This window comes from Polynucleobacter sp. UK-Mo-2m-Kol15 (assembly GCF_018881505.1).
Classification (GTDB): Bacteria; Pseudomonadota; Gammaproteobacteria; order Burkholderiales; family Burkholderiaceae; genus Polynucleobacter.
Window position 1 is genome coordinate 779,757 of sequence record NZ_JACVQC010000001.1, and the last position, 24,593, is coordinate 804,349.

The 24,593-nt window shown below is 44.7% G+C and carries 25 protein-coding genes; 20 read left to right on the forward strand and 5 right to left on the reverse strand.

Going from position 1 to position 24,593, the window contains the following annotated elements:
- Positions 1 to 50 precede the first annotated feature (50 nt).
- Positions 51 to 992, forward strand: a complete 942-nt coding sequence (locus ICN43_RS04110; RefSeq protein ID WP_216197334.1) for a hydroxymethylglutaryl-CoA lyase — start codon at positions 51 to 53, stop codon at positions 990 to 992.
- A complete protein-coding gene (locus ICN43_RS04115) occupies positions 992 to 2,191 on the forward strand; it encodes a CaiB/BaiF CoA-transferase family protein (RefSeq protein WP_216197335.1) in 1,200 nt (399 codons plus the stop codon). The genes ICN43_RS04110 and ICN43_RS04115 overlap by 1 nt, the downstream gene beginning before the upstream one ends.
- On the opposite strand, the gene pcaF is transcribed toward ICN43_RS04115, so the two are convergent.
- A complete protein-coding gene (pcaF, locus tag ICN43_RS04120) occupies positions 2,188 to 3,393 on the reverse strand; it encodes a 3-oxoadipyl-CoA thiolase (protein WP_216199895.1) in 1,206 nt (401 codons plus the stop codon). The genes ICN43_RS04115 and pcaF overlap by 4 nt on opposite strands.
- A 19-nt stretch (positions 3,394 to 3,412) precedes the next feature.
- On the reverse strand, positions 3,413 to 4,192 hold the full coding sequence (locus ICN43_RS04125; protein WP_255533415.1) for an IclR family transcriptional regulator: 780 nt from the start codon (positions 4,190 to 4,192) through the stop codon (positions 3,413 to 3,415).
- Between the two features lie 84 nt (positions 4,193 to 4,276).
- On the opposite strand from ICN43_RS04125, the gene ICN43_RS04130 reads away from it, so the two are divergent.
- Genes ICN43_RS04130 through ICN43_RS04180 form a run of 11 tightly spaced genes read left to right on the forward strand, consistent with a single transcriptional unit; the run spans position 4,277 to position 17,473 of the window.
- On the forward strand, positions 4,277 to 5,272 hold the full coding sequence (locus ICN43_RS04130) for a tripartite tricarboxylate transporter substrate binding protein (protein ID WP_216197337.1): 996 nt from the start codon (positions 4,277 to 4,279) through the stop codon (positions 5,270 to 5,272).
- A gap of 31 nt (positions 5,273 to 5,303) precedes the next feature.
- A complete protein-coding gene (locus ICN43_RS04135; RefSeq protein WP_216197338.1) occupies positions 5,304 to 6,101 on the forward strand; it encodes an enoyl-CoA hydratase/isomerase family protein in 798 nt (265 codons plus the stop codon).
- A gap of 25 nt (positions 6,102 to 6,126) precedes the next feature.
- Positions 6,127 to 8,223 carry an acetate--CoA ligase family protein gene (locus ICN43_RS04140; protein ID WP_216197339.1) on the forward strand — a complete coding sequence of 699 codons (2,097 nt, stop codon included), beginning with the start codon at positions 6,127 to 6,129 and terminating at the stop codon, positions 8,221 to 8,223.
- Positions 8,224 to 8,247: 24 nt separating this feature from the next.
- Complete coding sequence (locus ICN43_RS04145) at positions 8,248 to 9,057, forward strand: alpha/beta fold hydrolase (protein WP_216197340.1); 810 nt, start codon at positions 8,248 to 8,250, stop codon at positions 9,055 to 9,057.
- Between the two features lie 2 nt (positions 9,058 to 9,059).
- Positions 9,060 to 11,108: a 3-hydroxyacyl-CoA dehydrogenase NAD-binding domain-containing protein gene (locus ICN43_RS04150; RefSeq protein ID WP_216197341.1), complete on the forward strand. Its 2,049-nt coding sequence runs from the start codon at positions 9,060 to 9,062 to the stop codon at positions 11,106 to 11,108.
- 12 nt (positions 11,109 to 11,120) lie between these two features.
- Positions 11,121 to 12,071, forward strand: coding sequence for a D-2-hydroxyacid dehydrogenase family protein (locus tag ICN43_RS04155; protein ID WP_216197342.1), 951 nt, complete (start codon positions 11,121 to 11,123; stop codon positions 12,069 to 12,071).
- 19 nt (positions 12,072 to 12,090) lie between these two features.
- On the forward strand, positions 12,091 to 13,236 hold the full coding sequence (locus tag ICN43_RS04160; RefSeq protein ID WP_216197343.1) for an acyl-CoA dehydrogenase family protein: 1,146 nt from the start codon (positions 12,091 to 12,093) through the stop codon (positions 13,234 to 13,236).
- Positions 13,237 to 13,287: 51 nt separating this feature from the next.
- Positions 13,288 to 14,262 carry a tripartite tricarboxylate transporter substrate binding protein gene (locus tag ICN43_RS04165; RefSeq protein ID WP_216197344.1) on the forward strand — a complete coding sequence of 325 codons (975 nt, stop codon included), beginning with the start codon at positions 13,288 to 13,290 and terminating at the stop codon, positions 14,260 to 14,262.
- 3 nt (positions 14,263 to 14,265) lie between these two features.
- Positions 14,266 to 15,612 carry an MmgE/PrpD family protein gene (locus tag ICN43_RS04170; protein WP_216197345.1) on the forward strand — a complete coding sequence of 449 codons (1,347 nt, stop codon included), beginning with the start codon at positions 14,266 to 14,268 and terminating at the stop codon, positions 15,610 to 15,612.
- A 56-nt stretch (positions 15,613 to 15,668) separates the two neighbouring features.
- Positions 15,669 to 16,454 (forward strand): class II aldolase/adducin family protein, encoded by a 786-nt coding sequence (locus ICN43_RS04175; protein ID WP_216197346.1) that lies wholly within the window; start codon positions 15,669 to 15,671, stop codon positions 16,452 to 16,454.
- A 14-nt stretch (positions 16,455 to 16,468) separates the two neighbouring features.
- Entirely contained in the window at positions 16,469 to 17,473 is a 1,005-nt protein-coding gene (locus ICN43_RS04180; RefSeq protein ID WP_216197347.1) for a D-2-hydroxyacid dehydrogenase, read from the forward strand.
- Positions 17,474 to 17,488: 15 nt separating this feature from the next.
- Here ICN43_RS04180 and ICN43_RS04185 read toward each other — a convergent pair whose 3' ends face one another.
- A complete protein-coding gene (locus tag ICN43_RS04185) occupies positions 17,489 to 18,148 on the reverse strand; it encodes a GntR family transcriptional regulator (protein WP_216197348.1) in 660 nt (219 codons plus the stop codon).
- A gap of 207 nt (positions 18,149 to 18,355) precedes the next feature.
- Here ICN43_RS04185 and ICN43_RS04190 point away from each other — a divergent pair, with 207 nt between their 5' ends.
- From ICN43_RS04190 to ICN43_RS04210, 5 genes are all read left to right on the forward strand, one after another.
- Positions 18,356 to 19,333, forward strand: coding sequence for a zinc-binding dehydrogenase (locus ICN43_RS04190; RefSeq protein WP_216197349.1), 978 nt, complete (start codon positions 18,356 to 18,358; stop codon positions 19,331 to 19,333).
- Positions 19,334 to 19,354: 21 nt separating this feature from the next.
- A complete protein-coding gene (locus ICN43_RS04195) occupies positions 19,355 to 20,329 on the forward strand; it encodes a tripartite tricarboxylate transporter substrate binding protein (RefSeq protein ID WP_216197350.1) in 975 nt (324 codons plus the stop codon).
- A 148-nt stretch (positions 20,330 to 20,477) separates the two neighbouring features.
- Positions 20,478 to 20,744 carry a DUF1488 family protein gene (locus ICN43_RS04200; protein ID WP_216197351.1) on the forward strand — a complete coding sequence of 89 codons (267 nt, stop codon included), beginning with the start codon at positions 20,478 to 20,480 and terminating at the stop codon, positions 20,742 to 20,744.
- 48 nt (positions 20,745 to 20,792) lie between these two features.
- Complete coding sequence (locus ICN43_RS04205; RefSeq protein WP_216197352.1) at positions 20,793 to 21,197, forward strand: translational machinery protein; 405 nt, start codon at positions 20,793 to 20,795, stop codon at positions 21,195 to 21,197.
- Positions 21,198 to 21,236: 39 nt separating this feature from the next.
- Positions 21,237 to 21,695, forward strand: a complete 459-nt coding sequence (locus tag ICN43_RS04210) for an ion channel (RefSeq protein ID WP_216197353.1) — start codon at positions 21,237 to 21,239, stop codon at positions 21,693 to 21,695.
- A gap of 113 nt (positions 21,696 to 21,808) precedes the next feature.
- Here the strand turns inward: ICN43_RS04210 and ICN43_RS04215 are convergent, their stop codons facing one another.
- The gene (locus tag ICN43_RS04215; RefSeq protein ID WP_216197354.1) at positions 21,809 to 22,711 is read right to left on the reverse strand and encodes a histone deacetylase; all 903 of its coding nucleotides are present in this window, start codon (positions 22,709 to 22,711) and stop codon (positions 21,809 to 21,811) included.
- A 56-nt stretch (positions 22,712 to 22,767) separates the two neighbouring features.
- Here ICN43_RS04215 and ICN43_RS04220 point away from each other — a divergent pair, with 56 nt between their 5' ends.
- A complete protein-coding gene (locus tag ICN43_RS04220) occupies positions 22,768 to 22,953 on the forward strand; it encodes a DUF2256 domain-containing protein (protein WP_216197355.1) in 186 nt (61 codons plus the stop codon).
- Positions 22,953 to 24,203, forward strand: coding sequence for a DASH family cryptochrome (locus ICN43_RS04225; RefSeq protein WP_216197356.1), 1,251 nt, complete (start codon positions 22,953 to 22,955; stop codon positions 24,201 to 24,203). The genes ICN43_RS04220 and ICN43_RS04225 overlap by 1 nt, the downstream gene beginning before the upstream one ends.
- On the opposite strand, the gene ICN43_RS04230 is transcribed toward ICN43_RS04225, so the two are convergent.
- Positions 24,185 to 24,565: a DUF2237 family protein gene (locus ICN43_RS04230; RefSeq protein WP_216197357.1), complete on the reverse strand. Its 381-nt coding sequence runs from the start codon at positions 24,563 to 24,565 to the stop codon at positions 24,185 to 24,187. The two genes, ICN43_RS04225 and ICN43_RS04230, sit on opposite strands and share 19 nt — an antisense overlap.
- Positions 24,566 to 24,593: the final 28 nt, after the last annotated feature.

Consider the following 24,593-nt stretch of genomic DNA (forward strand, 5'->3'; position numbering starts at 1 on the left):
TATAAAATATGGTTAAATATCTAGAACGTTATTCTATAGGATAGAACAATATGCATGTGGCGTCAACTGCAGTCTTAATTAGTGAGGTTGGACCTAGGGACGGTTTGCAATCAATTAAAACCATCATGCCAACACTAAATAAAAAGCTTTGGGTAGATGCTTTATTTAATGCGGGTATTCGTGAAATTGAAGTAGCATCATTTGTGCCCGCAAGGATGTTGCCACAGATGGCTGATGCTGCAGAAATTGTGCAACATGCAAAGACCTTAAATGGTTTAACTGTCTTGGCACTAGTGCCGAATTTAAAAGGTGCTGAACATGCTATTTTGGCTGGAGCAGACAAGATTACTATTCCAGTTTCTGCCAGTGCTGCGCATTCCTTGGCCAATGTTCGTAAGACGCGAGAGGAGATGATTAAGGAGCTCAAGCGAATTGTCGAATTTAGAAATGCCCATGCACCATCTATAAAAATCGAGGTCGGCATTGCCACTGCTTTTGGTTGCACGTTACAAGGCTTGGTTGCTGAGGATGAGGTGATTGGGCTTGCAGAGCAGGCGGCACTTGCTGGAGTGGATGATGTAGGTTTATCAGATACGACTGGCTATGCCAACCCCTCTCAAATTAAAAGATTATTTCGCCGTTTACGCGGCGCCATTGGAGATAAGGCGGGCGCTGCCCACCTGCACAATACTCGTGGGCTTGGTCTAGCAAACTGTTTGGCAGCTTATGAAGAGGGGGTTACCTCCTTTGATTCATCAATGGGTGGCTTGGGTGGATGCCCTTACGCGCCAGGCGCCTCGGGCAATGTAGTTACAGAGGACTTGGTGTTTATGTTTGAGGCGATGGGGGTTCGGACAGGAGTTGATCTCGATAAATTATTTAGAGCCAGAGAAGTTCTTCAAGCTGGATTGCCGCATGAGGCTATTTATGGAATGGTTCCGGAGGCAGGTCTTCCAAAAGGCTTTGATGCATATAAAGAGAATCTACGTTAATGGATACTAATAAGTCGCTGCCATATTCTGGCATTCGTGTTGTTGAATTCACTCATATGGTGATGGGGCCTACTTGTGGAATGATTCTTGCTGACCTTGGTGCTGAGGTGATTAAGGTTGAGCCAATAGACGGTGATAAAACTCGAAGATTATTAGGCTCTGGCGCCGGATTTTTTCCGATGTTTAATCGAAATAAAAAAAGTCTTTCGATTGATATGAAAACTCCCGAGGGCATGGAGATTATTAAAAAGTTAGTTGCCTCTGCAGATGTAGTGAGCGAAAACTTTAAGCCTGGAACAATGGCAAAAATGGGGTTGGACTATGAGACTTTGCATCCAGCACACCCTGAATTGATTTATGTATCGCATAAAGGATTTTTACCCGGACCCTATGATCATCGAACAGCTTTAGACGAGGTTGTTCAAATGATGGGTGGCTTAGCCTATATGACTGGACCAGAAGATAGGCCTTTGCGAGCGGGCTCCTCGGTGAATGACATTATGGGTGGGATCTTTGGTGCAATTGGAGTGATGGCAGCTTTGAAGCAGCGAGATGTTACGGGTGAAGGGCAAGAAATTCAAAGCTCTTTATTTGAGAATAATATCTTTCTAGTTGGTCAGCATATGATGCAGTATGCGGTTACTGGCAAGGCTCCTAAACCAATGCCAAGTCGAATCTCCGCCTGGGCAATCTATGATGTATTTGAAGTTGCAGAAGGTGAGAAAATTTTTCTAGCTGTGGTGTCTGACACGCAATGGAAAATATTTTGTGATGCATTTGGATTCGATGATTTATTTCAAGACGCTACTTTGGCGACTAATAACTTACGTGTAGAGGCTAGATCAAGCTTAATTCCAGAGATCAAAAAAAGACTTTTAGGATTTTCTGCGGCTCAAATCAGTTCAATATTTGAGTCTCATGGACTGCCATTTGCACCAATTACGAGACCCGAACAGCTATTTGATGATCCTCATTTGAGGGCAACTGGTGGTCTTGCCCCCATTCAGGTAACGGATGGGCCTAATACAGGGTCAGAGACGGTGGTACCTTTATTGCCTCTTATGATGGGTGGCGAGAGGCTTGGGGTGCGACAGGGGCCGCCTAAGTCTGGTGAGCATTCCCGTGAAATTCTCCGCACACTTGGGTTTAGTGATGCGGAAATTTCAAGTTGGACTACTGAGGGAATTATTCGGTCTTAAGTCACTCGCTCAATAATCATCGCAATACCTTGACCTACTCCAATGCACATTGTGCATAAGGCATAACGCTTCTTTTGTTCTTCTAGCTCGAATACTGCGCTAGTGATGAGGCGGGCACCACTCATTCCTAATGGATGACCAAGAGCAATGGCACCTCCATTTGGATTGACCCGGATATCATTATCAGCCACACCCAACTCACGCAGTACTGCTAGACCTTGAGCGGCGAACGCCTCATTGAGTTCGATAACATCAATCTGGTCGATAGTCATGCCGAGACGCTTGAGTAGTTTTTGTGAAGCGGGCGCAGGACCAATCCCCATAATCCGTGGAGCTACGCCTGCAGTAGCCATTCCAATAATCTTGGCACGAGGCTTGAGCTGATATTTTTTGACTGCATCCTCACTAGCCAATAGCAGAGCACAGGCCCCATCATTTACTCCTGATGCATTGCCAGCTGTTATGGTGCCATCAGGTCGAACAATCGGCTTTAATTTTGCAAGCACATCAATGGTGGTTGCTCGGGGATGCTCATCCTGTGTCACGACAATTGGATCCCCTTTTTTCTGTGGGATGACCACGGGGGTAATTTCTTTCGCAAGTCGACCATTTGCTTGCGCAGCAGAGGCTTTATTTTGACTGGCTAGTGCCATGAGATCTTGATCATCGCGGCTAATCTTGAAGTCATCAGCCACATTTTCTGCTGTCTCTGGCATGGAATCCACGCCATATGCTTTTTTCATCAGCGGATTGATGAAGCGCCATCCGATGGTGGTATCTTGTACAGAATTGTTACGAGAAAAAGCAGATTCTGCCTTAGGCATAACAAAGGGCGCGCGACTCATGCTTTCCACCCCGCCTGCAATCATCAGTTCTGCCTCTCCTGCTGCGATGGCGCGAGCCGCCGTGCCAACAGCATCCATGCCTGAGCCGCAAAGGCGATTAATGGTTGCGCCAGGCACTGCTGGTGAAAGCCCTGCTAATAAGGCGCTCATGCGCGCTACATTGCGATTATCTTCACCCGCTTGATTAGCGCAGCCATAAATAACATCGTCCACTTGATCCCATTGAACCTGAGGATTTCGTTCCATCAATGCTTTAATTGGAACAGCCCCTAGATCATCTGCGCGCACGCTGGATAACGATCCACCATATCGGCCAATTGGAGTTCTGATGGCGTCACAGATATATACAGGGGTAATATTTTTATTCTTCATAATATTAAGTGGCTTTTAAATTAGTGGTGAATGCAGACTCAATCATATCTTTTAAATGAAGTAGATGAGGGGCGTAGTCGTTGATGACTTTACTGAGATCGCTATCTGCTGGCGCGCTGAAATTTAAAGAAGCTTGCTGACCGTTTAGTAAAGTTAACGGGGTGGAGATGGCAAAAATCTCTGGAAGCCAGCTGGCAATACAGTAACCATTCTTTACAATGCTTTCTATCGCAGTGTGAATGTCATCTTCAATTTGAGTCCAATTTTTTAATTTTTGACTTTTAAGCTCCGCCATCAATTTTTTCCTCATATCGGGTTTGAGGGTTGCAATCCAAGCCATTCCTAGCGATGTTCGCTCTATTGGGACGCGTTGACCTGTAACAACGGTGCGTAAAGCGATGTTTTTAGTGTACCGAACTGACTCTAGGTAAACCATCTCCATTCGATCTGCGATTGCTAGCCCCACATTGAGCTTGTATTTTTCAGAGGCTTTTCTCATTAAGGGCTCGGCCAGCTTAAGTTCTCGTAAGCCCATCTTGTAGGCATGACCAAGGCTGAGAACAGTAGGGGCTAGTCGGTAGGCGGAATGCTCTTCACTGTGCTCGAGAAATCCTGAGAGGACAAGTGTTTGGGTGAGCCGGCTGACAGTTGAGGGCGGTAGCTTAGTCTTTTCTGAGATTTCGCCGTTACCCAGGAGATCCATGCCAGGCTTGAAGCAGCGTAATATTTCCAAGCCCCTAACTAGGGACCGATTTATTTTTTTGGGGGTGGTATTTGATTCCATCTAGTGGAATTAGACCATAAATTCTTGACTAAGTTGGGTCATACTCATCTTTGAACAATTTCATAAAAGTATTGGGAGATCTACATGCTTAATCAATTGAGGGTGGCAATTCGTCATTTTATTTGGGCTCTAACGCCATTTATTTTTTGTGCTGTTGTTAGTAAGCCTGTTTTGGCGCAGTACCCAGATCGCTCCATTAAAGTCATTGTGCCCTTTGCACCGGGAGGGGGTACTGATTTGGTGGCGAGAACCTTGGGTTTATCGATGGCTGATGACTTAAAGCAATCTATTGTGATTGACAACAAGCCGGGTGGTAGCACAATTATTGGAACCGATGCTTTAGCAAAAAGTCCACCCGATGGCTACACCTTGGTCGTTGCTACATTGGCACATGCAGTAAATCCCAGCTTGAAAGCCAAGCTGCCCTACTCGCAAGATAAGGACTTTGCACCTGTCATCTTGGTTGGGGTCTCTCCTAATGTGGTGGTGGTTTCAGCAGATAGTCCTTATAAAACGTTTGCGGATTTTCTTGCTGCGGCAAAGGCAAATCCAGAAAAACTCTCGTACGCATCACAAGGTGGCGGTACTTCTGCTCATTTAGCTGGTGAATTATTTAATTCAATCGCTGGCACAAAACTCACTCATGTTCCCTATAAAGGCGCCGGACCAGCATTAACTGATGTCATTGGCGGTCAGGTCGACGTCATGTTTGCAACTGCATCGGCAGTGGGTAGTTTGGTAGATGCTGGAAAACTACGGGCGCTTGCAGTAACTACACCAAATCGCTCACCTTCACCGCAGTTAGCAAAGTTACCCACTGTTGCAGAGAGTGGTGTTCCGGGATATTCAGCTGGAAGTTGGTACGGTTACTTTGCCCCAGCAGGCACTCCGCCAGATGTGATCAATAAGTTAAATGCTGCGATTAAAAAATCCGCTCAATCTCCAGCCTTTAAAACTCGGGTAGAGGGGGAGGGTTTGGTAATTAGAACGGGCACTCCAGAGGAATTTGGCAAGTTTGTGAAGGCTGAAGAGTTGCGTTGGCGCGCAGTAATTAAAAGTGCAAATATTGCCCCCGAATAAATCAACTAAAAGATTTGTATAAGGAATTGAAATGAAGTTTGAATTAATTGAGTTAAGTGTGATCGATGGTATTGCGACCCTACGCTTAAACCGCCCAGAAAAACGTAATGCAATGAGTGATGCAATGCGTAGCGAATTTATTGAGGCTCTGGAGTTAGTTGCTGCTGATAAATCAATTCGTGCGCTAGTGTTGACAGGGAACGGCAAGGGCTTTTGTGCTGGCGGTGATATTTCCGGGATGGAAAAAAGAATGCAGGCCCCCAGTGGAGAAATTGCCTTTAATGGTTGGCATCGTCAGCAACGCGTGCACCATGCTGTTGCTTTATTGCATACGATGCCAAAGCCAACTATTGCAGCTGTGAATGGCCCAGCGTCTGGTTTAGGGGCTGATACCGCCTTGGCGTGTGATTTTATTATGGCATCTGAGAGTGCAAGCTTTACTTGGTCTTACATCCATCGCGGGATCATCCCCGATGGCGGCGGGATGTATTTTTTACCCAGACGCATAGGTTTGGTGAGGGCAAAAGAGCTTATCTTCTCCGGCAGAAAAGTGGATCTTGAGGAGGCGCAACAGATTGGTATTGTGGACAAGGTAGCCAAGCTAGACTCCTTAGTTTCTGATGCCCAAGCATGGGCGGTTGAGCTTAGCAAGGGCTCGCCCACTGCATTAGCTCTAGGCAAAACTATCCTGAATCAAACCTTTGAAACTACTGCTGCGCAAGTGTTTTCGCAAGGTAGTCAAGCTCAAGGTATTTGTTATACAAGCACTGAACATCGCGAGTCTGTACTAGCTTTTTTAGAAAAAGCAGCTGCTGCCAAACAGAAATAATTAACACCTAAGAAACAAGATAAGTATGAATAATGCAATTCAAAAGTTAATGGAGCCACGCAGTATTGCGGTGATCGGTGCTTCAACGGATCCTAAGAAGACAGCTGGTAGGCCGATCGCCTATTTGCAAAAACATCACTTCAAGGGAAAAATTTATCCCGTAAATCCCCGCGTGGAAGAGATTGCCGGTTTAAAGTGCTTTCCCGACATCAATTCACTGCCTGAAACCCCTGATGTAGCAATTGTGATGGTGGGAACTGACAAGGCTCTAAGCGCAGTAAAAGAATTAGCTGCTCTGGGAACTCCAGCCGCGATTGTATTGACCAGCGGTTTTGCCGAACATGGTCCCGAAGGTTTGAAAAAACAAGAAGAGCTCATTGCAGCTGCGGGTGCGATGCGTATCCTTGGCCCCAATACTATTGGTATGGTCAATATTACCGATGACATTCCTTTGTCTCCCAGTAGTGCTTTGGAGATGGATGAATTTCCCAAGGGTTCCGTGAGCGTTATTTCGCAAAGCGGCGGTATATTGGGGTCTCTATTGTCGCGAGCAACTGCTTGTGGTTTGGGCCTGTCCAAATTAGTGTCAACAAGCAATGAAGCAGATCTTGGTCTAGCCGATTTTGTTGATTACTTAGTCGATGATCCAAGCACTAAAGTGATTGTTCTTTATATTGAAAGTATCCGTCACCCAGAAAAATTTCGTGCAGCAGCATTGAGGGCAAAAAAGACTGGGAAACCAATTGTTGTTTATAAGGTTGGTAAATCAGAGGCAGGTATCAAGGCAGCAGTTTCTCATACTGGTGCATTGGCTGGTACTGACAAAATGTATGACGCACTTTTTAAGCAAGTAGGTATTATTCGCGCAAATAAGTTCTCTGATTTTTTAGACATTCCTGCGGCCCTATCTTCTGGAAGGGTTCTAAAGGGCAGGCGTGTTGCTATCTTGACTTCAACCGGCGGTGCTGGCACTTTGGTAGCAGATAGTTTGGGCGAGTGGGGTTTTGATACTCCTGCTCCTGATGAGGTCACTGCTGCACGTTTGCGCGCTTTACAGCCCGGGGATCAGGCGGTACTAGATCGCAATCCAATTGATGTCACGCTGGCGGGTTTGCAGCCCGATCTATTGCGAGGCGCTATTGCGGCTTTATTGGATAGTCCAACTTATGACGCTTTAATTTTGATCTTAGGATCATCTAGTTTATCTATGCCGGATTTAATGGCTGGCGCTGTACGTGATTGCATGCAAACCAGTGATAAGCCAGTGATAGCTTATGTGAGTCCTCATGCGCCGATTGCGGGGGCGCTGATGACTAAGCTTGGTGTACCTGCTTTCTCTCAACCAGAAAGCTGTAGCGTTGCCTTGTCTAGCATGTTACATGCGAGCGCATTAAAGAGTGATCACTTTATTGAAGGGAAATTAGTCAAACTCCCATCAAACTTGAATATGGATAGCTTGCATGGATCATTGAACGAGCATCAGGCCAAGAATCTATTTGCTGCATTTGGTATTGCTGGAGTGAAAGAATTTGTCGTGGATGCTGTAAACCCAGATTTTAAAGTTGCTTCAGAATTAGGCGATAAGGTGGTGCTGAAAATCTTGTCTAACCAAATTACCCACAAAACTGAAGTGGGTGGCGTCGCTTTAAATATAGCTGCTAGCGAAATTACGCAAAAGATACACGCGATGACTGCTGAGGTAAAGGCAAGATCAGGCTCTACTATTGAAGAATTCTTAGTACAAGAAATGGTTTCTGGTGGGGTAGAGTTGATGATAGGCATGCACCGTGATCCATTGGGAACTGCTATTTTAGTTGGTATGGGCGGTGTCACGGCCGAGCTTTTTAAAGATACACACATGCGCTTGATTACCCCTGGTAGGGCTTTTAGTGAGCAGGAAGCTTTAGAAATGCTCCAGTCATTAAGGACTTGGCCATTGCTGGATGGATATCGTGGCCGCCCAAAGTGTGATGTGCCCAAAGTTGTCAAGGCTGTAGTGCAATTTTCAGAATTAGTCGCCTGTCTTGATGATCGTCTGATTGAATGCGAAATTAACCCAATTTTTGTTTTTGCGGATGGCAAGGGCGTTAAGGCAGCTGATGGTATCGCGGTATTTAGTTAACCTGTTTGCCTCTATATTAAGCCCATGAAAACATATCAAATCACCTATCAAGATGGACAGGTATCTTGGCGTGAGTTTGGATTGCCGAGATCAGGTTCATTGCCTTTAATCTTGTTGCATGGTGGGCATGGCAGCTGGGAGCATTGGATCAACAATATTGAATCTTTATCTGAGCACTTTCAGATTCTTGTTCCAGATATGCCGGGATTTGGTGACTCATCCTTTTTTGGGGGTGATCTGCAATCGGGGATGTTAAGCCCACTACGATCTTCACTTGATGAGTTGCTTGGTGTCAATACTATAGTGAATATTGCTGGCTTTTCATTCGGAGGATTTGTTGCGGCTCACTTGGTAAATCAACGAGATGGCATTAATCGAATTGCGCTCTTAGGAAGTGCTGGTCATGGTGGACCTAGACGCCCTCGGGGTGAGCTCTTGGCTTGGAGGGATTTGTATCAAAGTCAAAATTGGAGCGGTCTTAAAGAAGTCATGCGAGAGAATCTGTATCAGCACATGATTGGTGAATCTGATCGGATTGATGAATTAGCTATTCGAGTTCACCAAGATGCCTGCACTAGAACACGTTTTAGAAGTAGGCCGATTGCAAGACCTGGAGGACTAGCTGAGCAATTGGTCACTTATTTTGGTCCGACATTGCTTGTCTGGGGCGAGCATGATGTGACCTGTAATCCAGAGTATTTAATAGAAAAGCTTGTATATGGATACTCGAATAGGGCGAAGGTAGTAGTAAAAGATGCGGGCCATTGGGTCCAATATGAGAAGGCAGAGCAAGTAAATCAACTTCTCGTTGACTGGTTTAAAGAAGCTAATTAAAGATGAGCAAAATCAAAATTCATCACGATGCTGATGTGATGGTTATTACAGTAGACAATCCACCAATCAATGCTGGATCGACTGAGGTACGCCAGGGTTTATTGGATGCGATCAATGCACTTGATGTAGATCGTAAGCTAACTGCAGCTGTCATTATTGGTGGTGGAACTACGTTTATAGCCGGATCGGATATCAAAGAGTTCTCGCAGCCCTTAATGGAGCCACATTTGCCTTTGGTGATTGCTGCAATTGAAAGCTGCTCAAAACCAGTGGTGTGTGCTTTGCATGGTGCCGCTTTAGGTGGAGGTTTCGAATTAGCTTTGGGATGCGATGCCCGAATTGCATTGGAAGGGACTGTACTTGGCTTGCCTGAGGTCACTCTTGGGATTATTCCAGGTGCGGGTGGAACGCAGCGCTTACCAAGATTAATTGGCGTTGAAAAATCGATTGAACTCATTTGTACTGGGGCGCGTATTAAGGCCGATCTAGCTCTACAGCTTGGAATCGTGAGCCAGGTTGTAAAAACAGATTTACTGGCTAATGCACTTGTTCTTGCTAGATCTATGATTGGTACAAAAAATCGCATTCGGGATATTGCGACGCCAATATCTGCGCCTGAGGCGATTGCGAGTGCTTCGCAAAAAGCATTGAAGGCAGGTAAAAATCGCCCACAAGTGCAAAAGGCGATTGAGATGGTCTGTAACTCTTTAGTGTTACCAATTGATGAGGGTTTGTCTATTGAGCGCAATGTATTTCAGAGTTTACGAGTTTCGAGCGAGGCGAAAGCTTTAAGACATCAGTTTTTTTCTGAGCGCAAGCTTTTTAAAGCCTTGAGTGAAAGCGATACTAAAGCTATAGAACTAAGTCAAATTGCCGTCATTGGTGCCGGGACCATGGGATCTGGCATTGCGATGGCTTGCTTAAATGCAGGTTATGCAGTCATTTTGCTTGATCAACACGAGGCAGCATTATCTAACGGCGTAAAGCGGGTTGAGCAATATTACGAGTCTCGTGTGCAGGGTGGCAAGATAAGTCCAGCCCAGATATGTGAATTGCTACAGCGCTTTTCACATGCTTCGAATTGGGAATTAATTGCTTCCGCGGACTTAATTATTGAGGCGGTATTTGAGGATATTGAAGTTAAGCATGAGGTGTTTAAGAAGATCGATAGGTATGCCAAAGATGGCGCACTTTTGGCTTCTAATACCTCCTACCTAGATATTGATGCAATTGCTGAAAAAACTAAAAATCCATCGCGCGTATTTGGCTTGCATTTTTTTAGTCCTGCTCAGATCATGAAGTTGATTGAGATTATTCGATGCAAAAAAACATCCCCTGCTGCAATTGCTACTGGGCTAGGCTTTGCTAAACGTTTAGGAAAGATGCCGATCATCAGCGCGAATTCATTTGGCTTTATTGGCAATCGAATATATGCCGCTTATCGCCGGCAATGTGAATTTATGTTGGAGGAGGGTGCCTATCCTGAGCAGATAGATAAGGCACTTGAGGATTACGGTTTTGCAATGGGCCCCTTCGCTGTTGCCGACTTATCTGGTCTCGATATTGCCTGGGGGATGCGTAAGAGTCTAGCCGCCAGCCGAAACCCTGCACATCGATATGTTGGCATCCCCGATTCATTATGCTTAGCTGGCCGACTTGGCAGGAAAACTGGTGCCGGTTATTACCTCTATGCTGAGGGCTCAAATAGCAAGTCGATTGACCCAATAGTGAATGAAATGATTGATTCTGCTAGTAGGGCAAAAGGCCTTACTAGACGTAGCCTCAGTACAGACGAAATTGTGGAACGCGTTCTCTTAACAATGATCAATGAAACTGCGCACCTGTTATCAGAAAATGTAGTTACACAGGCCAGCGATTGTGATGTTGCCTTGGTAAATGGTTATGGTTTTCCTCGGTGGCAGGGTGGCCCCACGTTCATTGCTAGTGAAATGGGTCAAGAGAAATTGGATCAAGGCTTGCAGGAGCTGGCTTTAGCTAGCGGTCCAGGTTTTGTTATTGCCAATACAGATATGCTGTTTAAGAGTTTATAAGGTTAACAAATCATGAAGATAGTAATTTCAGATGATTATCAAGATTGTGTGCGGCACCTAAATTGTTTTAATAAGATTAAGCATCATGAAGTTCAAATTTTTAATGACACTGTTAGTGAATTGGATGCAAAAGTAGAGCGATTTAAAGATGCCGAAGTGATTGTTTTGACACGCGAAAGAACAGTGATCGACAGCGGTCTACTAGAGCGCCTCCCAAATCTAAAACTTATTTCTCAGACTGGAAAAATTGCCTCACACGTTGATTTGACTGCTTGTAAGGAGCGGGGAATAGTGGTGATGGATGGCAGGGGCTCTGGCAGTGCTACTGCAGAATTGAATCTTTTGCTTATTCTGGCCTCCCTCCGCAATATTGTTCCAGAGGTGAATCGCCTTCAGTCCGGGAAATGGCAGGGAACAGTAGGTCGCCAGCTTTCTGGAAAAGTACTGGGTGTTTATGGTTTTGGCAGAATTGGTCAACAGATCTGTAAGCTTGGTCAAGCATTTGGGGCCCGTATTTTAGTGTGGGGTCGAGAGTCAAGTCTCATTAAGGCAAAAGAGATGGGGCTTGAGGTTGCTACCTCAAAAGAGAATTTCTTTTCAACAAGCGACATCATTTCTTTGCAGCTGAGATTGAATCCCGAAACTGCAGCAATGATTACTTCATCTGACTTGGCTTTGATGAAATCAGATTCTCTTTTGGTTAACACCAGCCGGGCAGAGTTAATTGAACGGGGCGCTTTATATGCTGGACTTAAGCAGGGTCATCCAGGCTTTGCTGCAATTGATGTTTACGAAAGTGAGCCCGTTCTAAATGCGGCTGATCCACTGCTACAGTTGCCAAATTGTCTCTGCACTCCACATTTAGGTTTTGTAGAGATGGATAACTACGAGGCCTACTTTGGAGTAGCTTTTGACAATATCAATGCGTTTGTTGATGGAAATATGCAAAATCGTGTCATTTAATTTTCTCTTAGGATAAATAATGAATTTTGAGCTAACTAGTGAGCAGCAAGCGTTTGCTGATGCTGTCGGTAAATTTGCCCTCAATGAGCTGGCGCCTGGTGCGCTTGAGCGCGCGCATAGTCCTCATTACCCTTGGGAAATTGCCTCAAAGCTCAGTGCACAAGGTTTGCTTGGAATAGCCTTGTCAGAAAAAGATGGCGGCCAGGGCGGCACCTTAATGGATGCAGTGATTGCAATTCAAGAGGTTGCAATGCATTGCCCTAAGTCTGCGGATGTAGTTCAGGCGGGTAACTTTGGGGCGATTAGAACTTTTGCTGAATATGCTAGTGAACAGCAAAAAGAGAAGTTTTTGCCTGATTTACTGGCTGGTAAAAAGATTCTGGGTTTAGGAATGAGTGAGCCGGGTGCAGGCTCTGCTGTAACAGAGCTTCAAACTTCGGCCAAAAAAGTAGATGGTGGCTATTTGATCAATGGCTCTAAAGTCTTCTCAACCCATAGTCCTGAGGCGGGGGTATTTTTAATTTATCTCAGATTTGGTCCTGGGCTTGATGGTATTGGATCCGTCTTGGTAGAGCGGGGCGCAGATGGTTTGACGATTGGCCAACCCAATAGCTTTATGAGTGGTGAGGAGTGGTCACAACTCTACTTTGAGGATTGCTTTATTTCTGATGATGCTGTTTTGCTTGGGCCGGGCGGCTTTAAGAAGCAAATTAGTGGATTTAATATTGAGCGTATTGGCAATTCTTCGCGTGCATTAGCCTTAGGGAGGTATGCCTTTAATAAGGCCAAGGAATACGCCTCAGTTCGTAAGCAATTTGGTAAAGATATTTGCGAGTTTCAAGGGATTCAATGGAAGTTTGCTGAAATGGCGGTGAAGTTAGATGCTGCGCAATTATTGCTCTATCGTGCCGCTGTAAATGCTGAGGCAGGCCTGCCATCTGCTTACGAAACTACCGTAGCTAAATTAATGTGTAATAACGCTGGATTTGAGGTGGCTAATGAGGCGCTACAGGTGATGGGTGCTACTGGATATAGCCAAGAAACCTTAGTTGAGTATTGTGTAAGGCGGACGCGCGGTTGGATGATTGCAGGTGGATCCATTGAGATTTTAAAGAATAGAATTGCAGAAGAGGTGTTTGAAAGGCGCTTTAATCAGCGGGCGTAAGTTTTCTGATTAAATAGTGAAAATAAATATAAACGGAGATAAGTTCATAAAATGAAACTAACTAAAAATATTGCTTTATTAATTGCTGCTGTATTAGGCTTATATTCTGGTGTCTTTGCTCAGTCAGTCGGAGATTATCCAAATAAGCCTATTAAGATCATTGTGTCGTTTACTGCGGGTGGCACTACTGATATTTTGGCGCGTGAAGTGGGTAACCAGCTAAGTATTCGTTGGAAGGTGCCCGTTGTTGTTGAAAATAAACCGGGTGCTGCAGGCAACTTAGGAACCGAGATTGTTGGACGTGCGGCTCCTGATGGATATACTTTGCTTGCCAGTTCAATTGGGCCTATCTCCATTAACCCAAGTTTGTTTGCAAACTTGGCTGTTAATCCTCAGAAGGCTTTGCAACCAGTAGCGCTTTTAGGAGATGTACCTAATATATTGGTTGTGCCAGCTTCTAGTGGTATTAAGAACTGGAAAGAATTTACCGCTTATCTAAAGGCAAATCCAGGTGCTATTAATTACGGCTCTACTGGTATTGGTACTACGGCCCATTTGATTAGCTATCTATTTGCTCAAAAATTAAATGTGGAGGCATTACATATTCCCTATAAGGGAGCTGAGGCTACTCGTGATTTGGTTGCTGGACGCTTGCAGTATATGTTTGCTACCGCACCATCAGTAGTGCCTTTGATTAAGGCTGGCCAATTAAATGCCATCGCAGTTTCAACTAAAAAACGGATTAGTGCGTTACCTGATTTGCCAACACTCAATGAATTAGGCGTTGATATTGCAACAGGCGCTTGGTTTGGTTTCTTCGCTCCAGAGGGCACTAATCCAGCAATCATCCAGAAGTTAAATGAAACTACTCTCAGCATTCTGGAAGAGCCTGCCATTAAGCAAAAGTTGCTTGGTCTGGGCGCAGATCCGATACCAATGAGTGTTCAGGAATTCACCAGATTTATTCGAAATGACTTTGCTTTATGGGCGCCGATTGTAAAGTCATCAGGTGCAAAACCTGAGTAAATTATGACTCTTTTGCAAGAATTCGGAAGGTTTGTTGAAGGCTGTCAATCTCAGTCATTTTCGGCTACAACAATGCATCATGCTCGTCGAGCTTTGCTCGATTGGCATGGCGCATTGATTGCCGGATCCAATACGGATGCAGCAGAAAGACTGATAAAGGCTTATGTTGAGGAGTTAGGTATTGGAAAGTGCTCGATTGCTGGAACTACGCAAAAGACATTTTCTCGTGCCGCCGCTTTTATCAATGGCACTATCTCGCATATTTCTGAGTTTGATGATATTTTTCGCGATGGCGCATACCATCCGGCATGCCCAACAATTTCAGCGGCCTATGCGCTAGCAGAGTCTCGAGATGATTCGCTCGAGCATTTATTGGCTGCCATCATTGTGGGTTATGAGGTTTCAACACGCATTAGTAAGGTGATTCAGCCTAGTCATTATGAGTTTTTTCATACGACGGGAACAGTGGGTGTGTTCGGTGCAGCAGCAGCCTGTTCCTATCTCTTGGGTTTGAATGCTACCCAGTCCTGTGATGCTATGTCTACTGCAGGCACCTTTGCAAGTGGCTTGCAACAGGCATTTCGTTCAGACTCAATGACCAAGCCAATGCATCCTGGACATGCTGCTGAAATCGGTTTAAATGCTGCGCTGCTTGCTCAGGCTGGCATGACTGGCACCCCAGATTTATTAGAAGGCGATGCTGGCTTTGGTGCGGCGCTATGTAAGAATCCTCGCTGGGGGGAGTTGCTTAATAATCTCGGCGAAAGCTGGAATATCGAGCAAATTACTTTCAAAAATCATGGATGTTGCGGACATAACTTCCCGGCAATTGATGCGGTAGCGCACTTATTGAATGACCATCCAATTAGTTTGGAAAATATTGCCCAGGTTCGCGTTCGAGGATATAAGGCTACCAGTGAGGTTTGTAAGTATGTTCACCCTACAACTCCTTTTGAAGCTAAATTCAGTCTGACTTACACTGTTTCAGCAAGAATTGTTTTGGGGCGAGTGAGAGAGAAGGCATTTTTAGCGGATGCTTTAGCAAGCCCAGAGATTTATGCGCTAGAAGATAAGGTAGTTTTATCGGTTGATCAAGAGTGCACTGATAAATTCCCAGTTCACCGTTCAGCTAAGGTTGAAATTGAGATGAAAGATGGGTCGGTATACTCGCACTATCAGCATACAAGACACGGCGATCCTGATGAGCCTTTAACGGACCAGGAGTTGTTGGATAAATTTATTGAGCTTACCGAGCCTAGAATTGGTCTGTCTAGCGCCCACTCATTATCTAGTGCATTGCTCAATACATCCCCAGCCTCAATTTCTAGTCTCTCTCAGATTTGGGCTTAAGTATGACTTTGGTTAACTTATAGCAGTGAACTAGTGAAATTCAAGAGGAGAAAAGCATGAGCCAGGGTAAATTGGAATTACCTTCCTTAAAGAGCAAGGTGAGTTCAGGGGAATGGAACGCTCGAGTGGACCTGGCCGCTTGCTATCGCTTGATCGCTCATTACGGCATGTCGGACATGATGGCCAATCATATTACGATTCGCGTGCCTGATGAGGAGGATGCCTTTCTCACAAATCCTTACGGCATGATGTATGAAGAAATGACAGCATCATGCTTGGTAAAAATTAGTCATGATGGAGAGGTTTTATATAAACCTGATTTTGGTGATTTAAATTATGGCTTTAATAAACCTGGTTACATTCTCCATAGCGCAGTTCACAAGGCTCGACCGGAAGTAAGTTGCGTAATTCATACGCACACCCCTGCTGGCATGGCAATCTCCTCTCTTGAGTGCGGTTTACTTCCGATTAATCAAACTTCTATGCGTTTTTTGAAAATTAGTTATCACGACTACATGGGTGTGGTGCTAGATATGGCTGAGCAGGAGGTATTGGTCCGTGATTTAGGCACCTCTGAAGCGATGATTTTGCGCAACCATGGACTCCTAACCCTTGGTAAGAGTGTCGGTGAGGCATTTAATTGGATGCATAGATTGGAGACATCTTGTCGTGCACAGCTTGCTGCAATGGCATGTAACACCCCTTTGCAAAAGGTCCCTCAGAAGGTGTTGGAGGAAACGTATCTTAACTATCAACCGCAAACACGCCGCCCATATGGTCTGATGGAATGGCCCGCTTTGTTGAGAATGCTTGACCGCATGGACCCCAGTTTTCGCGACTAAGGTGATTGATTTATATGGAAATGAAGCGCCCACTTCGAATTTTAGTTAGCCAAGATGCCATACCAGTATTGGCATTGAAGCTCAAAGATGGGGCGGATTTCCCATATGAATTACTTGAGAGTAATCGTATTTCACCTGGTGCTGAATTTGATGTGGCCCTAGTTTCAAGGGATGTTACTGCGCTCTCTACAAAGCGCATAACCATGCCATCTACGCAAGAATTTTATAACTTGCTTTTAGGATCAAAAGATTTGCGCTGGGTTCAAATCCATTCCGCCGGCGCTGATCGTCAGATTTATTTAGACTTAATGAATCGTGGGGTGACGATTTCAGGTTCATCAGGAGTCAATGCGCAAGTGGTGATGCAAACCACAATTGCCGGCATTTTGATGCTAGCTCGCCATTTCCCCAAAATGCTAGAGGCTCAGAGACAAAAGCGTTGGGACTCTTTAATTAATTATCCCTTGCCAGCAGATCTATTTGGTCAAACTGCTGTCATTGTTGGGCGGGGGCCAATTGGCAACGGCATCGCTAAAATCTTGATGGCCATGGGTGTTAGATGTATTCAGATTCGCTTTAGTGAGAGCTTGGGTGTTGACTCCCTGCAGGGCGCTGAAAGTTGCCATATTTCGGAATTGAAGTCTGTTTTAGGTGAGGCTAATTGGTTAGTTTTAGCCTGTCCTTTAACCTCACTCACTCGACAATTAATTGATGTCGAAGCCATCAATCTTTTACCCCAATCTGCATGTATTGTGAACATTGCGCGCGGTGAAATTATTTCTGAGGATGCCTTGATAGAGGCGCTGCGCAGTCAAAAATTAGCTGGCGCATATTTGGATGTATTTGCCTCTGAGCCCCTTGACATTAGTTCGCCGCTGTGGGATTTGGATAATGTGATTGTTACTCCGCACTCTGCAGGACACTCTTTGGGTAATGAATCTAGAGTCATGGAGTTGTTTCTTGAAAACCTCACTCGCCTTCATCAAGGCAAGGCCTTGAAAAATATCATTGCCACCTAGATTGGATTGCCACTTCTAGCGCTCCAATTTTGCTAGAAGTCGAGTGCGTCCAGACTGAACATGGCGCTCAGCCAATGTTTTTGCACGACGTGTATCACCCTTAATAATAGCTTCAAAAATTGCCCGATGCTCTTCATTTGAGCGACGCATATGACTGGGTGAATTAAAAAAACTTCTTCTAAATACGTGCATCTCTTTTACAAGTTCGTCATAAGTTTGATGTAGGCGTTGATTTCCGGAGAGCTGCAGAATCAATGAATGAAAGTGAAGATTCAGCTCGTAATAGCTTGTACTATCCACACTTTCGCAGGCTATATCCATTTTTTCAAGAAGCGCCTTCAGTTTTACTTGCCACTCCCCATCAATATGTTCGCATGCTTGATCAGCGGCATACCCAAATAATAGGGTACGTAGTTCATAGTTTTCCAACATGTCTCGAACTGAGGTTTGGCGTACAAACACTCCTCGATTAGGTACTGCAGTGACTAGGCCAAGCCCAGTTAGTATCCGTATTGCTTCACGGATAGGGCCACGACTAGTGCCCATACGAGAGGCTAAATTCACTTCATTTAGGCGCTCTCCCGGAGTAATTTCCCCGCTATAAATCAGTCGCTTTAACTCTTCAGCAATGGCTGGAGATAGGCCTTTATCCCGATTTTCTTTATTAAATTCCATGACTTAGCAATATTTACCATATGTGCTCCAGATGAGCTTATGGTAACACTTCGCCTTGTATTGGGATAGCAATTTTGATCTAAAAGTGTTGACGCTTTAATTAAGATAGAAGACACTTATTTTTTCGTTTTTAGAAAAGTAAGCAGGAAAGCATTTATGGAAAAGCGCAAACCAGTCTTCTGCGGTAGCTAATTTAGGGAAATGAATATGAAATCGTATTGGATGAAGAGTGATGGTAAAAGCGCTGAAATTGATTTGCGTGAGATTGATCAACCAAAACCTGGCGAAAACCATGTGCTCATTCGTGTGAGAGCCTCCGGACTTAATCGTGGTGAATTTATTCTAGGACATGGTCTGCATAAGGCGGGCGATGCAAAGCAAATTGGTATGGATGCTGCTGGAGAGATCGTAGCTTGTGGTGCGGCAATTAAGGGTTTAAAAGTTGGGGATAGAATCTTTGGCAGATGTTCTGGTGCTTTTTCGGAGTTTGCACTCATGGATCAGCGGGAGGCGATGTTGATGCCGGCATCGCTGACTCCAGAACAGGCGGCAGCCATACCCCTAACTTTTCATGTTGTGTTTGATATGGTGGTGACTCAGGGCCAGTTGAAGGCTGGGGAGTATGTATTTATTCCTGGCGTTAGCTCAGGCGTTGGGGTTTCTGCGATGTTAATGGCTAAGGCTCTAGGAGCAAAAGTGATTGGAACGTCCCGCTCGCAAGAAAAGTTAGATCGCCTTGTAGATTTGGGCTTAGATCTGGGAATTTGTACCCATAGCTCTCATTTTCACGATCAGGTAATGCAGGCAACAGATGGAAGAGGTGCTGATTTAGTCATCAACACAGTGGGCGGATCTGTATTTGCGGAGTGTATTCGAGCAATGGCCTTCCAAGCACGCCTTGCAATGGTTGGCTATGTTGATGGTGTCCTGAGTGCCGAAATAGATCTTGCAGCCCTGCACGCAAAGCGGCTTACATTGTTTGGTGTATCCAACAAATTGCGTAGCCCCCTGCAGCGCTCTGAATCAGTACCTGCATTCAGAGAGAAAATTTTGCCATTGATTGCAAATGGATCCATTATTCCATTGGTGGATCAAGTATTTCCTTTTGAGAAGTTAGATGAGGCAAGAGCAGCTATGGAGTGCAATCAGCATTTAGGAAAAATCGTTTTAGCTGGGACTCCATAACCAACCATTAAAGAGATGATCATGACATTACTCAAAATTTTTGTAACAGCCATTCTGTTGGCTTTAAATATTCAAGCGGCTTCAGCGCAAACTACATCTTATCCAAATAAGCCAATCAAATTAATTGTGGGCTTTGCCCCTGGTGGTGCAGCAGATTATGTAGCCCGTAATGTTGGGGTTGCCCTTGGCCAAGCCTTGGGTCAGTCAATCGTGATTGAAAATAAACCTGGCGCAGGATCTAGTATTGCGGCTGAGCAGGTTGCCAAGTCTGCACCTGATGGCTATACGATATTAATTGCTAGCCCCAGTAGTATCTCGGTGAATCCAGCCCTAAATCAAAAGCTCGGATACAAAGCCAGCGATTTACAGCCGGTAAGTCAGTTAACGAGTTCGCCATTGGTGATTGCGGTTAACCCAAATCTCGGCATTACTAGTGTGAAAGAGTTGATTGCTAGAGCGAAAAAGAGTCCTGGCACACTGAATTATGCAACTTCTGGTAATGGCTCTGCACCCCATTTGGGGGCGGCATTATTCTCGCAAGTAGCCGATGTCAAGATGACCCATATTCCATTTCGTGGTGGCTCACTTGCTATTCAGTCCGTAATTGCCGGCGATACCCAGTTAACTTTTGGTACGCCTCCTTCGACATTGCCAATGATTCAAGCTGGTCGACTCACTGGTTTGGGTATTTCTAGCAAAGAGCGCTCATCTTTAGCGCCAGGTTTACCTGGGATGCGGGAGGCTGGATTGCCTGAATTTGTAATTGATTTTTGGTATGGCTTCTTTGTACCAACTGGAACCCCGGCTCCAATTATTCAAAAAATATTTGAAGCTACACAAACTGCACTGCAGCAGGCAACTGTGAAGGCAGCGCTGGCACGGGAAGGTACCGAGGTTGCATTATCTAGCTCACCTGCACAGTTTGGAGCTTTTTTAGCTCAAGACGAAAAGTTTTGGGTTCAGCTTGTAAAAAGTGCTAATGTAAGCGTAGATTAATTCACCTTGACTCTTAGAGTCCCATTTCTTTAATTGTCCAACAAGATTATTAAGGTAAGTGCTTATATTTTGATGTGTATCAAGTCTTTAGGGCTAAATCGGAGCACACTTGGAGGGTTATTGAACTTCCCAAGGTAAGTGAGCTAATATGAAGCTTGAATTTGTTGGCCCTGCAGCTGTTTTAGAAAATGGTGATATTTCCTATCCAGCATTATTAGATGGCAGCCTCCTAAAGTGTAGTTTTAGTTTTGAGGCCCTACAGGATCTTGATCCAGACGGCATTGAGACTAATGCCATGCAATTGTTTAAAAATCATCAATTAAAGCTACTCTCGATAGCTGAGCAAAAAATCCTGAATGGTCATGCTGTAGACGGTGCTGTGCACTTGTTTAGTCATGACCTTATTTTGGATTAACTATTCTTATTGTTTTAAGCAGCCTGTTTTTAATTAGAAAGAGAAAATATGTCATTTAATCACTCAGTCATTTGGATTGATCATCAAGAAGCGCATGTCATTTATTTCAATCCCACCGCCATTGAGAGCGAAGTGATCAAGACAAGGTCTACCCATAAAAATATTCATCACAAAAGTGGTTCCGTTAGTGGTGCACAAGCTGCTCCAGATCAGCATTATTTGCATGCAGTAATTCAAGCCGTAAAAGAATCTAAAGAGATTTTGATTGTTGGGCCAGGCTCTGCAAAATTAGATCTCATGAAGCATGCTGTAAAAGATGATCATTTGATTGCTGAAAAAATAGTAGGTATTGAAACTGTGGATCACCCTACTGACGGGCAATTGTTAGCTTATGCTAAAAAATACTTTGCCAGAGTTGATGCCCTTAAAGGCGATACCGTTATTACTGGTTGATGATAGATCCTCCTGAAAATGGGGGGGGATGATTTTTACATGCTACTGATTGCCGCCTTTGTCATTAACGGGTCACTCGCCGTAGTGGCTATATTGCTGCACTATGAGGCACTTTTCCAGTTGGATAGATTTCTACCCAAAGTGGCACACATTGCGCCTCGCTTCAGAGTTCTGATTGGGGTTGGCGCAATCTTTGTGGCACATGTTTTTGAGATTTGGCTTTTTGCATTAGGCTACTTTTTTACCTTGCAATTTCCGGCAATGGGGGGTCTCGTTGGCAATATTTCAGGCCACGGTTTTTTGCTGGACTGCGCTTATTTGTCTTTCGTAACCTTTACTACTTTAGGCTATGGTGAGATTGTGGCTCAGGGCTACTTAAGATATTTAACTGGGGTAGAGGCTCTGACCGGTTTTATTCTCATTACTTGGTCTGCTTCATTCTTATTTATTGAGATGCAGAAATATTGGAGTTTATCCAAGACTAACCAGAATAAGTAATTTAAGAAGGCTAAGTTATGCTGGCTGGCCATGGTAGAACTTCGCATTTGGTCAATGGGTAGCTTAATGACACGAAAATCTTAAATGCTCTTTGCCAGCATAGAAAAATTGATCTAAAAAAATTGTTTTTGGTATTCAAGTGCGGTTTTAATCGTTTGAAAATGAATGTCTACTGTTGACTGAATTTCTTTGCCATACCCGCCCGCCATACTCAATGCGATTGGAATTTGACGGTCATAACCATACTGGAAAACACATTCATCTCGCTTGCGCATTCCCACTTTGCTTATGCTAAGTTTCCCTAGGCGATCTTCCTCATGTGGATCTGCTCCAGCTAAATAAATAATCAAGTCAGGTTTAAAGCGTGTGTCTAAGATTTCTAATGCTTGATAAAGGGCGGCTAGGTAAAGCTCATCTCCTGTTTCATCCGGTAGTCCAATATCTAGATCGCTAACCTCTTTACTAAAAGGAAAGTTATTTTCCCCATGGATTGATAGCGTAAATATAGATTGGTCATTTTCTAAGATGGAGGCGGTTCCATTGCCTTGGTGAACATCAAGGTCAATGATGGCAATCTTCAATCGGGAATCAAGCTCTCTCTGGATGGCCCTAGCTGCAATTGCAGAATCATTGAAGACGCAAAATCCACTGCCTTTATTACGATAGGCATGATGGGTGCCTCCAGCTAGATTTGCAGCGAGCCCCTCTGTGAGTGCAAACTTTGCGGCTGCTAGAGTGGCTCCTGCAGATCTTCGGGAGCGCTCGAGCATTTGCATGCTCCAAGGAAATCCAATCTCTTGCTGCTCTTTTGGGGTGAGGGTACCTTGTAGCACCTTGATAAGGTAGCTAGGATCATGTGCGTAAAGTATTTGAGTGTCAGTGACGGTGGGTGCATTCATAAGCTGAATACCATCTAGCTGCGAAACTAGGTCGCGTAATTTTCCATACTTTTCCATCGGAAAGCGATGTCCGATTGGAAGTGGTAAAACATAATGATCTGCGTAAAAGGCTTTCAATGAAATCTCATTTTTTGAGTATGTTGATCAGTCTATTCGTTTTTAAATGGGTGGGTATGAGTAAGTCAGAAAAATCCGGATTTAAGGGAAATAAATCCTTTTTGCCAAGCAAGTTATGCGCGACTTGCGGCAGAGAGATGACTTGGCGCAAATCCTGGGCTAAAAACTGGGAGTCTGTTAAGTACTGTTCAGATGCCTGCCGACGCAATCAGTCGCCTCTAGTCACGCCCAAGGTGAAATAGTGACTACTCTGATTTACTGGTTCAGAAATGACCTCAGATTGACTGACAATCCCGCTCTAGTAGAGGCATGTCTTCATGCTGACCACTTACTTCCGGTATACATATTTCCTCCGCAATCAAAGACTCATCACTTCTTAGGCTTCCCGAGAGAAGGGCATTATCGCCAGACTTTTGTAAGAGAGTCGCTAGACGATTTGAAGGCACAATTGCGTGGATTAGGATCTGATTTATTGGAGTATGAGGGTGAGCCTGCAGACGTACTGGCGACCTTGGCTCGCACTATTGGCGCTGATGCCATTTATTGCGAGCGTATTGAAGCTCCAGAAGAAATGCAGCAGAGTCAACAAATCCAGGAGCAGGGCATTCTGCTCAAAGAGTTCTGGCAGTCCAGTATGTGCTCGGTAGAGAGTTTGCCCTTTCCCTCTCAAGACATGCCTAATATATTTACCCAGTTTCGAAAGGAAATTGAGCGCAGTGGTTTAAGGTTTACAACTCCATTAGCCATGTCATCCAATATTCCCGCCCTGCCTACTTGCTTGGCGAATCTGCCGAGAGAGTTCGATGGTCAAACAGTCGTGCAAGCTGATCGCTTTACGGGCGGCGAGAGAAGTGCACTCGCTCACCTCAAACAATACTTGTTAAGGCGGCTGCCAGATTCTTATAAAGAAACCCGCAATCAGCTGATTGGTAAAGACTTCTCTAGCAAGTTTTCTCCTTGGCTGGCTTTAGGTTGCATCTCTGCAAGGACAATTGCTGCTGATATAGCTGCATATGAGGAATGTCATGGTGCTAATGAGGGTACGTACTGGCTTTGGTTTGAGTTGTTGTGGCGCGATTATTTTCGTTTCCTACATTTTAAGTACGGTAGACAGCTTTATCGAGCAAAGGGTTTAAGTGATGCCCCGCTGGTAAAAAGTGATCCTGTGCAATTTGAGCGTTGGTGCGCTGGAAAAACTGGCGAACCCTTTGTGGATGCTGGAATGCGAGAGTTAGTCAAAACCGGTTATTTATCTAACCGAATGCGTCAAATCGTTGCGAGTTATCTGATCTACGATTTAAAGGGAGATTGGCGTTCTGGCGCAGCTTGGTTTGAATCTCAACTAATTGACTACGACGTCTATAGCAATCAAGGTAATTGGCTATATCTGGCTGGTCGGGGAACTGATCCAAGGGGAGGTAGGCATTTTAATGTCGCCAAACAGGCTCAAGATCACGACCCCCGAGGCGATTATCAAAGACTTTGGCTTTGAGAGTATTGCAATAGCACTTCCATGGATACTTTTTCTAGCGCCTTAGCGTGGGTGCTTTCCAATTGAATCGTCGGGGCACAGTTAGCCTCTAAGGCTTCAATCCAACGGTTGATGCAAAGACACCATTGGTCGCCTGCTATGAGGCCTGGAAATTGATATTCCGGTCGTGGCGTGATGAGATCATTCCCTCTTTTTAGGCTGAACTGAAGAAAGTCATTTGTAACGATGGCGCAGACTAGGTGACTGCCTGCATCCTCTTTATTGGTTTTGCAGCAACCATCTCGAAAGAATCCCGTCAAAGGATCAAATGAGCAAGGGACCAAAGGTTGACCCAATACATTTAAGGTGATGGCATCTTGCATGATAATTCTGTACTCTCAAAGAAAAAAT

Coding starts and splice junctions, on each gene's coding strand:
- ICN43_RS04155 (WP_216197342.1), top strand. CDS start 11,121: ATGAAGATAGTAATTTCAGATGATTATCAAGATTGTGTGCGGCACCTA.
- ICN43_RS04140 (WP_216197339.1), top strand. CDS start 6,127: ATGAATAATGCAATTCAAAAGTTAATGGAGCCACGCAGTATTGCGGTG.
- ICN43_RS04180 (WP_216197347.1), top strand. CDS start 16,469: ATGGAAATGAAGCGCCCACTTCGAATTTTAGTTAGCCAAGATGCCATA.
- ICN43_RS04195 (WP_216197350.1), top strand. CDS start 19,355: ATGACATTACTCAAAATTTTTGTAACAGCCATTCTGTTGGCTTTAAAT.
- ICN43_RS04190 (WP_216197349.1), top strand. CDS start 18,356: ATGAAATCGTATTGGATGAAGAGTGATGGTAAAAGCGCTGAAATTGAT.
- ICN43_RS04135 (WP_216197338.1), top strand. CDS start 5,304: ATGAAGTTTGAATTAATTGAGTTAAGTGTGATCGATGGTATTGCGACC.
- ICN43_RS04145 (WP_216197340.1), top strand. CDS start 8,248: ATGAAAACATATCAAATCACCTATCAAGATGGACAGGTATCTTGGCGT.
- ICN43_RS04175 (WP_216197346.1), top strand. CDS start 15,669: ATGAGCCAGGGTAAATTGGAATTACCTTCCTTAAAGAGCAAGGTGAGT.
- ICN43_RS04205 (WP_216197352.1), top strand. CDS start 20,793: ATGTCATTTAATCACTCAGTCATTTGGATTGATCATCAAGAAGCGCAT.
- ICN43_RS04230 (WP_216197357.1), bottom strand. CDS start 24,565: ATGCAAGATGCCATCACCTTAAATGTATTGGGTCAACCTTTGGTCCCT.
- ICN43_RS04170 (WP_216197345.1), top strand. CDS start 14,266: ATGACTCTTTTGCAAGAATTCGGAAGGTTTGTTGAAGGCTGTCAATCT.
- ICN43_RS04210 (WP_216197353.1), top strand. CDS start 21,237: ATGCTACTGATTGCCGCCTTTGTCATTAACGGGTCACTCGCCGTAGTG.
- ICN43_RS04150 (WP_216197341.1), top strand. CDS start 9,060: ATGAGCAAAATCAAAATTCATCACGATGCTGATGTGATGGTTATTACA.
- ICN43_RS04220 (WP_216197355.1), top strand. CDS start 22,768: ATGAGTAAGTCAGAAAAATCCGGATTTAAGGGAAATAAATCCTTTTTG.
- ICN43_RS04160 (WP_216197343.1), top strand. CDS start 12,091: ATGAATTTTGAGCTAACTAGTGAGCAGCAAGCGTTTGCTGATGCTGTC.
- ICN43_RS04165 (WP_216197344.1), top strand. CDS start 13,288: ATGAAACTAACTAAAAATATTGCTTTATTAATTGCTGCTGTATTAGGC.
- ICN43_RS04130 (WP_216197337.1), top strand. CDS start 4,277: ATGCTTAATCAATTGAGGGTGGCAATTCGTCATTTTATTTGGGCTCTA.
- ICN43_RS04115 (WP_216197335.1), top strand. CDS start 992: ATGGATACTAATAAGTCGCTGCCATATTCTGGCATTCGTGTTGTTGAA.
- ICN43_RS04110 (WP_216197334.1), top strand. CDS start 51: ATGCATGTGGCGTCAACTGCAGTCTTAATTAGTGAGGTTGGACCTAGG.
- ICN43_RS04125 (WP_255533415.1), bottom strand. CDS start 4,192: ATGGAATCAAATACCACCCCCAAAAAAATAAATCGGTCCCTAGTTAGG.
- ICN43_RS04200 (WP_216197351.1), top strand. CDS start 20,478: ATGAAGCTTGAATTTGTTGGCCCTGCAGCTGTTTTAGAAAATGGTGAT.
- ICN43_RS04185 (WP_216197348.1), bottom strand. CDS start 18,148: ATGGAATTTAATAAAGAAAATCGGGATAAAGGCCTATCTCCAGCCATT.